Origin of the sequence: Microbacterium sp. C5A9 (assembly GCF_022627955.1) — a bacterium.
GTDB lineage: Bacteria > Actinomycetota > Actinomycetes > Actinomycetales > Microbacteriaceae > Microbacterium.
Genome location: NZ_JABXGD010000001.1, coordinates 297616 through 311120, shown reverse-complemented (window position 1 = coordinate 311120; position 13505 = coordinate 297616). Strand labels below are relative to the sequence as shown.

Here is a 13505-nt window from a genome sequence, read left to right as displayed (position 1 = left end):
TCAGCCGTCGCTGAGGTCTCGCGCGAAGCACAGCGAGAGGTCGCTGCCGACGTAGTGCCCGTACAGCCGGATCGGCGAATACCCCTCTCGCGCGTAGAAGCGCACCGCGTCGGGCTGGGCGGTTCCGGTCTCGAGCACCAGACGCCGGATGCCGAGCGCCTGCGCCTCGACCTCGAGCGCGCGCAGCACCGCGACCGCGGCGCCGGTGCCGCGACTCGACGGGGCAGCGTACATGCGCTTGATCTCCGCCACATCGGCACCGAGCACCTCGACATCGAGCGGGCGCAGTCCGCCGCAGACGACAGCCTCTCCGGTCCCGTCCCGCGCGATCAGGAACACCGGCACGTCATCGGCCGTCGGGACCACACCCGGCTCATGGTCGTCGCATCCGTACCGCGCGTCGAGCTCGGCGCGCTGCGCCGCGCGCAGTCGCTCGGCATCGTCATGCTCCCACTCGACCCGTTCGATCGTCACACCCATGATCCGTGCTCTCCTGCCTCAGCCTCGCGTACCGGCAACGCTACCGACGCGAGGTTTCGGCCGTGTTGCGCCGCCGACGCCCGTCGTCCCGATCCCCGGACAGTGACAACACGCTTTCCTGAATTCAGCAGAATCTGTACTCTGAGACGGTGGCTCTCTCCTCCTCCCTCACTCACACCGCGGCAGTGGCACGACTCGGGCACGCGCTCTCCGATGCGACGCGCGCCGCGATCATGCTCGCCCTCCGCGATTCCTCGGCGTACCCGTCCGATCTCGCCGACGACCTCGGCGTGAGTCGACAGCTCCTCTCCAACCATCTCGCGTGCCTCCGCGGCTGCGGACTCGTCGTGACCGTGCCCGACGGGCGGCGCACCCGATACGAGCTCGCCGATCCGCATCTCGCCCCCGCCCTCGACGAGCTCATGCGGGTCGCGCTCATCGTCGAGCCGACGTGCTGCGACGGCGAGGGGTGCACCTGCTGATGGCGTCTCCGATCCTCGCCCCGGCGCGCAGGGACCTCCTCCACCGCCGCATCCGACTGCTCGTCGGGATCACGATCGCCTACAACCTCGTCGAGGCGGTGGTCGCCCTGACGGCGGGCTCGATCGCGTCGTCGGCGGCCCTCATCGGCTTCGGACTCGACTCGACGATCGAGGTGCTGTCGGCCGCGGCCGTCGCCTGGCAGTTCACGCGCAAGGACCCGCAGCGGTGGGAGAAGCCGACGCTGCGGGTGATCGCCGTGGCGTTCTTCGCACTGGCCGCATACGTGACCGCGTCTTCGGCTCTCGCGCTGCTCTCCGGGGAACGTCCTGAGCACAGCACCGTCGGACTCGTGCTGACCGCCGTGAGCGTGATCGTGATGCCGTTCCTGTCCTTCGCGGAGCGTCGCGCCGGGCGCGAGGTCGGATCCGCCACCGCGGTCGCGGATTCCCTGCAGACCCTGATCTGCACCTACCTCTCGGCCGCTGTGCTCGTGGGCCTCGCGCTCAACTCCCTGTTCGGCTGGTGGTGGGCAGATGCCGTCGCGGGTCTGGTCATCGCGGTGTTCGCCGTGCGCGAGGGTCTCGAAGCGTGGAAGGGCGATGCCTGCGCGACGTCCGTCGGGATGCTTCTCGAAGACGAACACGACGACCACCACGACCACCACGACCACCACGAGGGCTGACCGTTCCTGCATGTCTACTGTGAGGGCGCGTCATCATTCCGCGACAGCGAGGTCTTGTAGGTGAGACGAAAGACGAGCACGGGGATCACGCTCGTCGACGTCTGGACCGCGCTGCTCCCCATCCTGCGCGGTTCGCGGGTGGGGCCCCTCTCCCACGGCTCCACCCGCACCTTCTGCTCCGGCCGCGCGGCGACCACGGGCAGCGCACATCAGATCCAGCCGCGCTCCTCGGCGAGCAGCACCGCCTGCTGACGGGTCGCGACCGCCAGCTTCGCCAGCACGGCGGAGATGTGGTTGCGGACGGTCCCCGGAGCGAGTGACAGCGTGCGAGCGATCTGTCCCGTCGTCTCCCCGCGCCGCCCGGCCCGCAGGACGTCGAGTTCGCGGTCGGTGAGCGGGGCACGTTCGTCGCTGAGAGCATCCGCCGCGATCTCCGGGTCGACATACCGCGCGCCGGCCGCGACCCGGCGGATGACATCGGCGACCTGGTCTGCGCCCCGCGACTTCGGCAGGAACCCCGACACCCCGGATGCCAGAGCCCGACGCAGCACACCGGGGCGGGCGTGACGTGTGACGACCACGCACCGAGTGGAGATGGCGCGGTGCAACCGCTCGGCGACCTCGACGCCGTCGAGACCCGGCATCTCGAGATCGAGCAGGCAGACGTCGGGCGTCAGCCGGAGGGCCTCACGCAGCGCCTGCTCGCCGTCGGCGCACTCGGCGACGACGTCGATGTCGCCCTCCAAGCGCAGCAGCGCGGCGAGCGCCGACCGGATCATCGCCTCGTCATCGGCGAGCAGCACGCGGATCATCGCCGCTCCCCCTCGACCGTGACGGCGTGCTCCGACGCGGGAACCGTCACGATCACCGCGAACTCCCCCTCGGAGTCCCTGACCTCGAGCGTCCCGCCCGCCTCCGCGATGCGTCGCCGCACGCCGTCGATCCCGGAGCCGCTCGGATCCGTCGCGGTCGGGCGCTCGGCGTCGTTGGCGACCTCGAAGCGCCACCCCTCCCTCACCCTCGTGAGTGACAGACGGGCGCGTCGTCCGGTCCCGTGCCGGAGCACGTTGGTCGTCGTCTCACGGATCACCGGCCCCAGAGCCGCCGAGGGAGCGCGGTCGGCATCAGCGGCGATCGTCGCCTCGACATCGAGGCCGGCGGCACGGAGCAGATCGCGCGCGTTCGCGACCTCGTCGCCCAGGGGCACCGCGCGGAACCGCGTGGCCAGATCGCGAGTCCCCTGCCTGGCGTCGTCGACGCTGCCCCGCGCGAGCTGAAGCTGCTCGAGCGCCGCCGCCGGATCCCGCTCCATCAGCCGCTCCGCCAGCTCGAGCTGCAGAGCGATCACCTGCAGGTGGTGCCCCTGCAGGTCGTGCACGTCGGTCGCGACGCGCAGACGCTCCTGCGTGGCGGCGAGTCGGGCCTCGGACGCCCGCGCGCGGTCCAGCGTGACGAGGACGTCCCACCACCACAGCGAGCTGACCGTCATCGACGGGATGAGCACGGCGTACAGCGACGGACCCCAGATCTCCGGACCGCCGGCCGCCGCACCTCGCGCCCCGTCGACGAAGGCCAGCACGAGCATCACGGCCGTCAGGAGCAGGACCACGCGATATCGCACCCCGCGCGGCCAGTTCAGCAGCACGACCGACTGGGCGATCGGCATCGCCCCGAGCAGGAGGCTGTCGGCCAGCACCCCCGCCACGACCCCGTAGGCGACGGCGATGAGCAGGGGCCCGGCGATGCGCGCCCAGGGGATGCCCGACTCCGCATCGAGCCGACGACGATAGTCCGTCAGCAGGAGCATCGTCGACAGCCACCAGACCAGCCCGCCGATGCCGACGACCAGTGGCGCGACGGCGCCGACCGGTTCGGCGAACACGCGCAGCGACCACACGAACACGAGGAAGAGCTCGAGGAGCACCACAGCCGAGAAGGTGTACCACCACGTGGCCGTGATGCCGCGCGCGAGCTGTCGTGCTCCGGGCGAAGGGTCGCCGAGCTGGTCGGAGACACGGGAGGGACTGCGCATGCCCCCACGATACGGGCGTGACAGATGTCACGGATGCGCCGTGCGAACCACCCGGGAAGAGGTGACGACCCGACACTCACGCGAAGCGACGCGACACGGTGGACTGGAGTCATCGCGGCGGATCCTCCGTCGCATCGATCCGCAGGAGAAACACCATGAACCTCGTCGAGACCTTCCAGGACATCGTCGCGCAGGTCCCCGACCTCGTGCAGCCGCTGATCATCGCCCTCGCGGGTGCCATCCCGTTCATCGAGGGCGAGGGCGCCGTCGCCATCGGCATCCTCGGCGGCATCACCCCGGTGGTCGCCGCGATCGCGGCGATCGTGGGCAACTTCCTGTGCGTGGCGGTGCTCGTCATCGCGAGCTCGGGCGCCCGCTCGGCGATCGTCAACCGCTCACGCACGCGTCAGGCCGCACTGGCCGGCGGTGGCACCGTGATCGACGACGAGCCCGAGACGACGCCGCGCGGCGCCGCTCGACGCGAGAAGTTCCAGCGCGCCTTCGAGCGGTACGGAGTCCCCGGGGTGAGCCTGCTCGGCCCGCTCCTCCTCCCCACCCACTTCACGGCGACCATGCTCGCCGCGTCCGGCGTCGGAAAGGGACGGATCCTGATCTGGCAGGCCGTTGCGATCGTCGGATGGACCACCATCGTCGCCGTGATCGTCGGCGGTGCGCTCTACGCCGTCGGCTGAGCGCCGAATCGCACGGCCGATCTGCGGCCCGCACGAGAGAGCGGCAGCCCTCGACCCACCGGGTCGACGGCTGCCGCTCTCGGCATGCTGCGGGTCAGCGCCGCGTTGCGCGCGCTCGACGCGTGGCGCTGATGCCGGCCGCGAGAGCTCCGCCGACGATCAGCACACCGGCGATCGGCAGCAGCGCCAGGCCGTCACCACCGCCGGTGAGAGCCAGCCCACCGGCCGCCGGCGTGGTCGGCGTGGTCGGCGTGGCCGGCGTCTCTGACGGTACAGGTCCAGGCGTCGTCGTCGGCGTGACCTCGGGCGTCGGCTCAGGCGTGACCTCGGGCGTCGGCTCAGGCGTCGGCTCGGGCGTGACCTCGGGCGTCGGCTCGGGCGTCGGCTCGGGCGTGGGCTCGGGTGTCGGAGCCGGCACCGTGTTGGCGATGTTCGTGAGGGTCAGCTCGACGCCGGCCGCCGTGCCGGGAGTCACCTCGTAGGTTCCGTCACCCGCAGCGGTCACGCCCTCGCCGGTGATGGTCCACTCGCCCCATTCGACACCGTCGATCGCGGGCAGATCGATCTCCTCGATCACGAACGTGGATCCGAGCGGCGCACGCGCGCTGGTGACCGACTCTCCGACCGGCACGGTGAGTGTCGCCGCCGGTGCATCCGATCCCTCGACCGTGTATCGCACGGTGTACTCGGCGTCGCGTGCCGCGTCGGCCTGCGCACCTGTGAGCGCCTTGGTGATCGAGAAGCGGGTGTACACGACACCGCTTCCGTCGCCACCGCCGGTCTCGGTCGCCGTGTGCGTGGCCGAGATCTCGGTGGTGTTGACGACCGCGCGGTTCCCGAACACATCGCCCTCGAGGACGGCTCCGTCGGCCTGCGTGAAGTAGGTCAGCTCGTAGGCGAACCCACTGTTCGGCAGTCCGCTCGCGGTCAGCCGGAAGGAGAGTCCGTCGTCTGCGAAGACCATCTGATAGCGCGCGGGATCCACCGGTGTCCACGACCCGGTCTGCTCTCCGTTCTGCACCTCGCGCTGAGCGAGACGCATCTCCCCCGTGTAGTGGTGTCCGTCGAGCCCGGTGTCGAGCGTGTCGACGATCGTGAACCCGCCGTCATCGACGTGGCCGCTCGGCACGCCGACGATCCACTTGAGCCGACCGTCGGTCGCCGTGGCGCCGCCGTACTTGTAAGGCTGAGCACTCTCGGTCAGCCGCTCAGGACCGATACCGCCCGTGCCGGGCAGGTCCACGATCTCGATCCGGTCTCCCAGGTCGAAGTCCACCGTCTCGCTCGTCGTGGACTGCGACGCCTGTGCCTGCATCCAGAAGGAGCCGCCGATCTGCTCCAGCCCCTCGACCGCGTCGGTGAGCGTGCAGACGATCTCCGGTCCGTGTCCGGAGGCGACGACGCAGGTGGCGAGCACCGCTCCGCTCGCCGGATCCGCGATGGTGAAGTCTCCCGCGGCGTGGCGGTTGAACTCCGCCGGAAGGGTCATGCCGAAGGTCTCGCCGGCCTTCGCGCCGTCGGGGACCGACCAGTCGCCCGAGATGCGCACCGCGTCCCACTGTCCGAGCGAGCCGGTGCCGCTCTCGGTCGCGAGCGTGAGGTTGCTGATCGCGCCCGGATACGTCACGGTCGGCGCGGCTGAGGCGGGCAGCGTCACCCCCAGCACCCCGGCGAGCGCGAGCACCAGGCCCACGAGAGCCGCGAACAGTCGATGCGCCCGTGCTCCTCGCACCTCCGGCGCCGTCTTGTCATCGATCGCGCTCATCCGAGCGCGCAGAACACCGTTTTCCCCGGTCATCGTCTTCCCCAGTCCGATTCACGTCGCTCTCATCGGCGACTCATCTAAGAGAGCAGAGAATCGACGTTCGATTACGCGACCACCGGAATACAGCACCGATATTCCGAAACTGCAGGTGACGCGACGGGGACCCGCCTCAGCGCACCGCGCCCGCGGTCAGTCCCCCGACGAGCCAGCGCTGGAAGAACACGGCGGCGGCGAACACCGGGATGACGCCGATGAACGACGCCGCCGCGATCTTTCCGAAGTGGGGGGTGCGGTCGCCGTAGAAGAGCGACAGCGCCACCGGGAAGGTCTGCGAGTCCACGCTCTGCGTCAGGAAGGTCGCGAGCAGGAACTCGTTGTAGTTGAGGATCGCGACGATGATGCCGATCGCGACCAGGCTCGGCAGCAGCAACGGAACCACCACCGACCACAGCATCCGCGCCGTGCCCGCGCCGTCGATGCGCGCCGCCTCCTCGATCTCGACCGGCAGGCGACGGATGAACCCCTCGAGCAGCCACACCGCGACCGGCACGTTCACCAGCGCATAGACGAGCGTGAGCCCGACGAGGGTGTTGTTCAGCCCGACCACGCGGAGAAGGGTGAGCAGCGGAACCACCGCGACGATTGGAGGGAGCAGCCAGGGGCTCATGAGAGTCGCCGCAAGCGTGCGGCCGCCGGCGTCGTACCGAACGATCGCCCAGGCCCCCGGCACCGCCAGGACGAGCGACACGAGCGCGCCGCCGATCGCGGCGGCCAGCGAGTTCAGGATCGACCGCGGGATGTCGGTCGCGAGCACATCTCCCCAGTTCGACCAGTGCGGGTCGGCGCTCCACAGCACGCCCGACACCGTTTCGTCTCGGCCCATGAGAGACACCGAGAACAGGTAGGCGAGCGGCACGAGGGTGACGGCCAGTGCGATGACGAGCACCGCGCTCGCGACGGGTCGGCGGCGGATTCTCCGCTCACTCATTTCGGGCCTTTCGTGCCAGGGCCGCCACCCCGAGGGTGACCGCGGTGACGATCACGGCGAAGACGATCGTGATGGCCGAGGCCCTCCCGATGTCGAACTCCTTCAGAGCGACCTGCTGGATGAGATAGGTCGTGGTCGTGGAGGCCTGACCGGGGCCGCCCGAGGTCATCACGAACACGAGATCGAACACCTTGAGGGCGATGACGATGCGGATGAAGAGCGCCGCGACCACGGTGCCCGCGATCGCCGGCCAGGTGATGTGCCGGAACAGGCCGACGCCGTGCGCGCCGTCGAGCGACGCGGCCTCGCGCACCGCGGGATCCTGCGTCAGCAGCGCCGCGTACACGAGGATGACGATCAGCGGAGTCCACTGCCACACGTCGGCGAGGCCGATGGCGGGCAGCGCCCAGGCGGTCGACGACAGCGGGGCGAGTGACACCCCCGGCAGGAGCGTCGCGAGCAGACCGCCACCCGGATTGAAGACCAGCTTCCACAGGGTGCCGACCACGACGGGCGGGGTGATGAGAGGCAGCAGGAGCAGCGTGCGCACGACCGCTCCCGCGCGCGTCGCCCGCTCGAGCGCCACCGCGACGGCGACCCCGAGCACCACGCTCGCGACGGCCACGACGAGCGCGTAGGCCACGGTGCGGGCGAAGGATGCGACCACGTCGCCGTCGGTGAGGATGCTCTCGAGGTTCTCGGCGCCGACCCACTCCTGGAACGGCCGTCCGAGCGTCGAGTCGGTGAAGGCCGCGGCGAGGATGAACAGCAGCGGGTACGCCCCCAGGACGACGATCGCCAGAACGACCGGGGCGGTGAGGATCGGCGACGCCGTGCGCACCGTCGTGCGCCGGCCCGCCCGTCCCGGCACGAGGCGGGACGGGCGGGCCCGACGGACGCGCGTCGAAGGATCAGCCAAGGATCTCTTCCCACTCGGCCTGAACGCGGTCGAGGGTCTCCTGGGCGGTGCCGCCGTCGCCGGCGATGAGCTTGGCGAGCTCGTCCGTGAGGATCTGCGCCGCCTGCGAGGCGTTCTCGCCGGTCGGCCAGGCGAGCGATCCGCTCAGCGTCGTGCGATTCACCCGCTGCAGGTCGGGGTAGGTCTCGCCGTAGGCCGCGCTCTCGAGAGACGACTCGCGGTTCGGGTCGATGCCCGTCTGCGGGTCGGCGACGATGAGCTCGGAGTTGACCTCGCTCGATGCCGCGTACTCGATGAACGCCTTGGCCAGGTCGGTCTTCTGCGTGTTGGCCGCGATGACCCAGGTGAAGCCCGCCACGAGCGACGCGCGCGCCTCGGTGTTGTCGCCGCCGACCGGCAGCGTCGTCACACCCCACTTGCCCGCGACCTTCGAGTCGGGGTTGGTCTCCGACCCCACGCCCAGGTCGGTCCAGTTCTCGATGAACCCGACCTTTCCGTCGTACCAGGCGCCGTTGCCGACGCCGAAGTCGGTCTCGGCCGCGGTCGGGAAGGCATAGGGCACGGCATCCACCAGGGCCTGGGCGGCGGCGACCGCCTCGGGGGTGTTGATCGTGGGGGTGCCGTCCTCGTCGACGAACTCGCCGCCGAAGCCGGCGAGACGGTTCGCATACGCCGCTCCGAGGATCAGCGGGGACTTCTGACCGAAGATCGCGGATCCGTAGACGCCGTCGGCGCCCTCGTTCTCGGTGATGGTCTGCACGTCGGCGAGGTACTCGTCCCACGTGGCCGGCGGCTCGGTGATCCCGTTCCGCTCGAGGATCTCCTTGTTGTAGAAGAGCACATGCGTGTCGCCGTCGAACGGGAGGCCGTAGCGGCGGTCGCCGACGAGCGTGTACGGATCGTTGATCGAGGGGATGAAGTCGTCGGTGTCGAGCGCGGGGGTCTCCTCGATCCAGTCGGTGAGGTCCTGGATCGAGCCGCCCTCGGCGAGGTCGCCGATCGAGACGTACCAGGGCGCCGCCACGTCGAAGGTGTTCGCCCCCGACTGCTGGTCGAGCGCGAGCGTCGAGCCGATCTCGTCGTAGGGCACGATCGTGAGGTTGACCTCGGCGCCGGTCTCCTCTTCGAAGTGCTCCTTGAGCCAGTTTCCGGCCCCCTCGTGCGAGGTGATGAGCAGCGCGTTGAGGGTCTGGCCGGAGAAGTCGCCGTCGGCGCCGGAGGATCCCGACTCGGGCGCCGACGCCGCGCAGCCCGCGATGACGATCGTCGCGGCGGTGATGCCGGCGGCGCCGAGAAGGATGCGGCGACCGCCGCGGCTCGGAAGAAGGGACATGGGGGCTCCTCAGGCTTCGGGTCGGGGAAGCAGATCGGCGCTCACGCTAGGGCGTGACCTCTGCCGCGTGCACGGTGCGCGTAACACTGGGTCGCACCGTGACCGAATGTGTCGCCGAGCTCTGCGGCGGCGGACGCGACCGGACTATGGTCGCGTCGTCCCCGACCTTCTGAGGAGCACCGTGTCACGTCGCATCATCCTGAACGCCTTCGACATGACGTGCGTGACGCACCAGGCCCCGGGACTCTGGCGGCACCCGGAGAACCAGGCCGATCGCTACCACGACCTCGACTACTGGGTCGATCTGGCGAAGACCCTCGAGCGAGGGAGGTTCGATGCGATCTTCATCGCCGACGTGCTGGGCACCTACGACGTCTACCGCGATTCAGCGGCCACGGCTCTGGGCGACGCGACTCAGGTCCCCCTCGGTGACCCCGTCGTGCAGATCTCCGCGATGGCGCATGCGACCGAGCACCTCGGGTTCGGGGTGACCGTCGCCACGACCTACGAGCAGCCGTATGCGCTCGCGCGCCGGTTCTCGACCCTCGACCATTTCACCCGCGGCCGCGTGGGGTGGAACGTCGTCACCAGCTACCTCGACTCCGCCGCCCGCAACCTCGGGCTCGACACCCTCATCGCCCACGACGACCGCTACGAGATCGCCGAGGAGTTCCTCGACGTCACGTACAAGCTGTGGGAGGGCTCGTGGGAGGATGACGCGGTGCTGCGCGACCGGGAGGCCGGCGTCTTCGCGGATGCGTCCCGCGTGCACCCGATCGGCCATGACGGTCGTCACTACCGGGTCCCCGGCATCCACCTCGCGGAGCCCAGCCCGCAGCGCACCCCCGTGATGTTCCAGGCGGGAGCATCGCCCCGAGGCAGGCAGTTCGCCGCGAAGCACGGCGAGGCGATCTTCATCAACGGCCTGCGCCCCGAGGCGACACGTCCTGTGACCGACGACATCCGCGACCGCGCCGAAGCGCTCGGGCGTCCGCGCGACTCGGTCAAGATCCTCACCCTCGTCACGGTCGTCGTCGCGGCGACCGACGACGAGGCCGCGGCGAAGCTCGCCGACTACCGCCGCTACGTCTCGGTCGAGGGCGCACTGGCGCTCTACGCGGGGTGGACGGGCCTCGACCTCTCGCAGTACGACCCCGACGTGCCTCTGGAGTACGTCGACACGGATGCCGGACGCTCCGCCCTGTCGGTGTTCACCAAGGCAGACCCCGACCGCAAGTGGACGCCTCGCGACATCGCTCACTACGTCGGCATCGGCGGCATCGGCCCCGTCATCGTGGGCGGTCCGCAGACGGTCGCCGACGAGCTGGAGCGCTGGGTCGAGGTCGGCGGTGTCGACGGCTTCAACCTCGCCTACGTGGTGACGCCCGGCTCGTTCGAGGACATCGTCGAGCATCTCGTTCCCGAACTCCGCCGTCGCGGACGGACCTGGGACGACTACCCCGAGGGGACCCTGCGCGGGCGCCTCAGCGGCGACGGCTCTCCCGTCGTCCCGGAATGGCACCCCGCGCACGCCTATCGCGGCGCGTACGCCGGCGGGGCGTCCGCGCTCGACGGCACCCGCGGCGGACCGCTGGTGGACGCCGCCACCGATACCGCCGCCACCGCCGATCTGACCGCACTCACCGAGAAGGAGGGCGCCCGATGAGCGTCATCGCCGAGACCACGAATCGCAGCCGCTGGACCGGAACGGCGGACGCCGCCGAACGCGGGCACTGGCGCGGCGTCGCCGAACGCGTCGCCGCAGAGCTCGCCGGCGACGCCCTGCAGCGCGACCGTGCGAACGAGGACCCGACCGTCGAGCTCGACCTGCTCCGCGAAGCCGGACTGGTGACGCTGCTGCAGCCGGCGGAGTTCGGCGGCGGCGGTGCGCACTGGGAGACCGCGTTCCTCGTGATCCGCATCCTGTCGCGCGCCGACGCGTCGATCGCGCAGGTGCTCGCGTACCACTACATCAACTCCGGCAACATCGGCTTCGCCGCCGACCCCGCGGTGCAGGACGCGTGGCACCGCAAGACCGTCGAGGGTCGCTGGGTGTGGGGCGACTCGGTGAACCCGACCGACCCCGACCTCGAGCTCACGGCCGACGGCCAGGAGTACCGCCTCAACGGTCTGAAGCGCTTCTCGACCGGCGCCTCGGCCGGCGACGTGGTGCTCGCTGCCGCCGCCGTGCGCGGAGGCGACCTCGACGGCACCGTTCAGCTCGTGGTGCTCGACCACGATCGCGACGGCATCCGCTACCTCGGCGACTGGGATGCTCTCGGGCAACGCCTGTCGGCGAGCGGCTCCGTGAGCTTCGAGAACGTGCGGGTCTCCCCCGCCGACGTGCTCGGCGAACTGGGTGACGAGCCGTTCTCGACGCTCATCACCCCCGGCATCCAGCTCGCCTTCGGCAACCTCTACCTCGGCATCGCCGAGGGGGCGCTCGCGCGCGGGCTCGACATCGTGCGCTCGCGTCCGCGCGCCTGGTTCCTCAGCCAGGCCGACACGTACCGCGACGACCCGTTCGTGCAGCGCGTGGTCGGCGAGTTCGCGTCGCGCATCGCCGCCGTCGAGGCGCTGGCCGACCGCGCAGGGCGGCTCTTCGACGAGGTGGTCGACGAGGGCGGCCGGGTCACGGCCGCGCGTCGCGGCGAGCTCGCGATCGAGATCGCCAAGGTCAAGGTCGTCTCGACCGAGGTCGGCCTCGAGGTCGCGGATCGCATCTTCGAGATCACCGGTTCGAGCTCCGCCCGTGCCGATGTGGGGCTCGACCTGTTCTGGCGGAACGTGCGCACCCATTCGCTGCACGACCCGATCGACTACAAGAAGCTCGAGGTCGGCGCATGGACGCTGAACGGCGAGCTCCAGCCGATCTCGCTGTACACCTGAGGGGTGCGCCTGATGAGTGAGCAGAGAGAGCGGCTCGACGCCGCCCGGAAGCACCTCGGCCCGGTCTTCGCCGAGATCGGGGCCGGCACGATCACCCGCGAGCAGGCCCGTGAACTGCCGCGTGCCGAGGTGGACGCGCTGCGCGACGCCGGATTCGGACGGCTGCGACTGCCGATCGAGCTCGGCGGGTTCGGTCTGGACTGGCCGTCGTTCGCCGAGCTGCTCATCGAGCTCGCCGCAGCCGACTCGAACCTGCCGCAGATCTTCCGCGGCCACATCGCCTACGTCGAGCACCTGCTGGCCGCCGCCCCGAGCGCGCGGCGTTCGCGGTGGCTGCAGCGCATCGCCGACGGCGAGCTGATCGGCAACGCGTGGTCGGAGACGGGCCCCGCGGCCGTCGGCACGAGCGAGACGCGCGTGAGCCGACGGGCAGACGGCACCTGGCGGGTCGACGGACGCAAGTTCTACACCACGGGCAGCATCTTCGCCGAGTGGATCGACGCCACGGTCGACCTCGACGGCACGCCGGCCACGGCGATCATCCGGCGGCACCAGAGCGGGGTGTCGATCTCCGACGACTGGGACGGATTCGGGCAGCCGCTGACCGGAACCGGCACCGCGGTCTTCGACGACGCCTCGGTCGACGACGACGACGTCGAGCCGTTCACGTCTCGCTTCCCGTTCCAGACCGCGGTCTACCAGCTCACCCTGCTGTCGGTGCTCGCCGGCATCGCCGCGGCGATCGAACGCGACACGGTCGCCCAGGTGCGGGCGCGAACCCGCGTGTACAGCCACGGGAGCGCCGGCCGCGCGGGCGACGACCCGCAGGTGCTGCAGATCGTCGGCGAGCTGACCGCGACCGGCGCCACGGCACGGGCACTCGTGCTCGACGTCGCCCGCGCCGTGCAGCACGCGGCGGACGTGCTGGGAACGCCCGAGACGGAGGATGCCGTGGTCACCGCCGAGCTGCGTTCCTCGCAGGCGCAGATCGTGCTCACCGACCTGGTGCCGCGCGCGGCTTCACGCCTGTTCGACACCCTGGGGGCCTCGGCGGTGCGCTCGGGCACGGCACTCGACCGGCACTGGCGCAACGCCCGCACCGTGTCGTCGCACAACCCGTGGATCTTCAAGGCCCGTCAGCTCGGCGACCACGCCGTGAACGGTCGGACGCCCGAGTTCATCTGGTCGGTCGGCGAGGGCACGTCCGTCGGCGAGGGCGTGGAGGCGCTCGCCACGTCGTGA

General features: G+C 70.5%; 13 protein-coding genes. 6 read left to right on the top strand and 7 right to left on the bottom strand.

The genetic code is table 11. The annotated features are described in order from the left end of the window. Complete coding sequence (locus HWD99_RS01355; protein ID WP_241794444.1) at nt 1-480, bottom strand: GNAT family N-acetyltransferase; 480 nt, start codon at nt 478-480, stop codon at nt 1-3. Nucleotides 481-629: 149 nt separating this feature from the next. Between HWD99_RS01355 and HWD99_RS01350 the strand changes: the two genes are divergently transcribed. Continuing rightward, a complete protein-coding gene (locus HWD99_RS01350) occupies nt 630-962 on the top strand; it encodes a helix-turn-helix transcriptional regulator (protein WP_241794443.1) in 333 nt (110 codons plus the stop codon). Next, nucleotides 962-1645, top strand: a complete 684-nt coding sequence (locus HWD99_RS01345; RefSeq protein WP_241794442.1) for a cation diffusion facilitator family transporter — start codon at nt 962-964, stop codon at nt 1643-1645. The genes HWD99_RS01350 and HWD99_RS01345 overlap by 1 nt, the downstream gene beginning before the upstream one ends. Before the next feature lie 209 nt (nt 1646-1854). Here HWD99_RS01345 and HWD99_RS01340 read toward each other — a convergent pair whose 3' ends face one another. Together HWD99_RS01340 and HWD99_RS01335 are read right to left on the bottom strand one after the other, a co-directional pair. Beyond that, nucleotides 1855-2457, bottom strand: coding sequence for a response regulator transcription factor (locus tag HWD99_RS01340; RefSeq protein WP_241794441.1), 603 nt, complete (start codon nt 2455-2457; stop codon nt 1855-1857). Then, a complete protein-coding gene (locus HWD99_RS01335) occupies nt 2454-3677 on the bottom strand; it encodes a sensor histidine kinase (RefSeq protein ID WP_241794440.1) in 1224 nt (407 codons plus the stop codon). Before HWD99_RS01335 ends, HWD99_RS01340 begins: the two co-directional genes overlap by 4 nt. A 155-nt stretch (nt 3678-3832) precedes the next feature. Here HWD99_RS01335 and HWD99_RS01330 point away from each other — a divergent pair, with 155 nt between their 5' ends. After that, nucleotides 3833-4369 (top strand): small multidrug efflux protein, encoded by a 537-nt coding sequence (locus HWD99_RS01330; protein ID WP_241794439.1) that lies wholly within the window; start codon nt 3833-3835, stop codon nt 4367-4369. A 94-nt stretch (nt 4370-4463) separates the two neighbouring features. On the opposite strand, the gene HWD99_RS01325 is transcribed toward HWD99_RS01330, so the two are convergent. The 4 genes from HWD99_RS01325 to HWD99_RS01310 form a co-directional block, all read right to left on the bottom strand. After that, a complete protein-coding gene (locus tag HWD99_RS01325) occupies nt 4464-6134 on the bottom strand; it encodes an Ig-like domain-containing protein (protein ID WP_241794438.1) in 1671 nt (556 codons plus the stop codon). A gap of 169 nt (nt 6135-6303) precedes the next feature. Beyond that, complete coding sequence (locus HWD99_RS01320; protein WP_241794437.1) at nt 6304-7122, bottom strand: carbohydrate ABC transporter permease; 819 nt, start codon at nt 7120-7122, stop codon at nt 6304-6306. Beyond that, nucleotides 7115-8041 (bottom strand): carbohydrate ABC transporter permease, encoded by a 927-nt coding sequence (locus HWD99_RS01315; protein ID WP_241794436.1) that lies wholly within the window; start codon nt 8039-8041, stop codon nt 7115-7117. Before HWD99_RS01315 ends, HWD99_RS01320 begins: the two co-directional genes overlap by 8 nt. Next, nucleotides 8034-9374 carry a sugar ABC transporter substrate-binding protein gene (locus tag HWD99_RS01310; protein ID WP_241794435.1) on the bottom strand — a complete coding sequence of 447 codons (1341 nt, stop codon included), beginning with the start codon at nt 9372-9374 and terminating at the stop codon, nt 8034-8036. The genes HWD99_RS01315 and HWD99_RS01310 overlap by 8 nt, the downstream gene beginning before the upstream one ends. Before the next feature lie 181 nt (nt 9375-9555). Here HWD99_RS01310 and HWD99_RS01305 point away from each other — a divergent pair, with 181 nt between their 5' ends. Genes HWD99_RS01305 through HWD99_RS01295 form a run of 3 tightly spaced genes read left to right on the top strand, consistent with a single transcriptional unit; the run spans nt 9556 to nt 13505 of the window. Next, nucleotides 9556-11040 (top strand): LLM class flavin-dependent oxidoreductase, encoded by a 1485-nt coding sequence (locus tag HWD99_RS01305; protein WP_241794434.1) that lies wholly within the window; start codon nt 9556-9558, stop codon nt 11038-11040. Then, nucleotides 11037-12263, top strand: a complete 1227-nt coding sequence (locus HWD99_RS01300; protein WP_241794433.1) for an acyl-CoA dehydrogenase family protein — start codon at nt 11037-11039, stop codon at nt 12261-12263. Before HWD99_RS01305 ends, HWD99_RS01300 begins: the two co-directional genes overlap by 4 nt. A 12-nt stretch (nt 12264-12275) precedes the next feature. After that, nucleotides 12276-13505 carry an acyl-CoA dehydrogenase family protein gene (locus HWD99_RS01295; protein ID WP_241794432.1) on the top strand — a complete coding sequence of 410 codons (1230 nt, stop codon included), beginning with the start codon at nt 12276-12278 and terminating at the stop codon, nt 13503-13505.

What these genes read in the sequence shown, in the direction of transcription:
- HWD99_RS01300 (WP_241794433.1), top strand. Translation starts at nt 11,037, where the DNA reads ATGAGCGTCATCGCCGAGACCACGAATCGCAGCCGCTGGACCGGAACG.
- HWD99_RS01355 (WP_241794444.1), bottom strand. Translation starts at nt 480, where the DNA reads ATGGGTGTGACGATCGAACGGGTCGAGTGGGAGCATGACGATGCCGAG.
- HWD99_RS01335 (WP_241794440.1), bottom strand. Translation starts at nt 3,677, where the DNA reads ATGCGCAGTCCCTCCCGTGTCTCCGACCAGCTCGGCGACCCTTCGCCC.
- HWD99_RS01325 (WP_241794438.1), bottom strand. Translation starts at nt 6,134, where the DNA reads ATGAGCGCGATCGATGACAAGACGGCGCCGGAGGTGCGAGGAGCACGG.
- HWD99_RS01345 (WP_241794442.1), top strand. Translation starts at nt 962, where the DNA reads ATGGCGTCTCCGATCCTCGCCCCGGCGCGCAGGGACCTCCTCCACCGC.
- HWD99_RS01310 (WP_241794435.1), bottom strand. Translation starts at nt 9,374, where the DNA reads ATGTCCCTTCTTCCGAGCCGCGGCGGTCGCCGCATCCTTCTCGGCGCC.
- HWD99_RS01320 (WP_241794437.1), bottom strand. Translation starts at nt 7,122, where the DNA reads ATGAGTGAGCGGAGAATCCGCCGCCGACCCGTCGCGAGCGCGGTGCTC.
- HWD99_RS01330 (WP_241794439.1), top strand. Translation starts at nt 3,833, where the DNA reads ATGAACCTCGTCGAGACCTTCCAGGACATCGTCGCGCAGGTCCCCGAC.
- HWD99_RS01295 (WP_241794432.1), top strand. Translation starts at nt 12,276, where the DNA reads ATGAGTGAGCAGAGAGAGCGGCTCGACGCCGCCCGGAAGCACCTCGGC.
- HWD99_RS01340 (WP_241794441.1), bottom strand. Translation starts at nt 2,457, where the DNA reads ATGATCCGCGTGCTGCTCGCCGATGACGAGGCGATGATCCGGTCGGCG.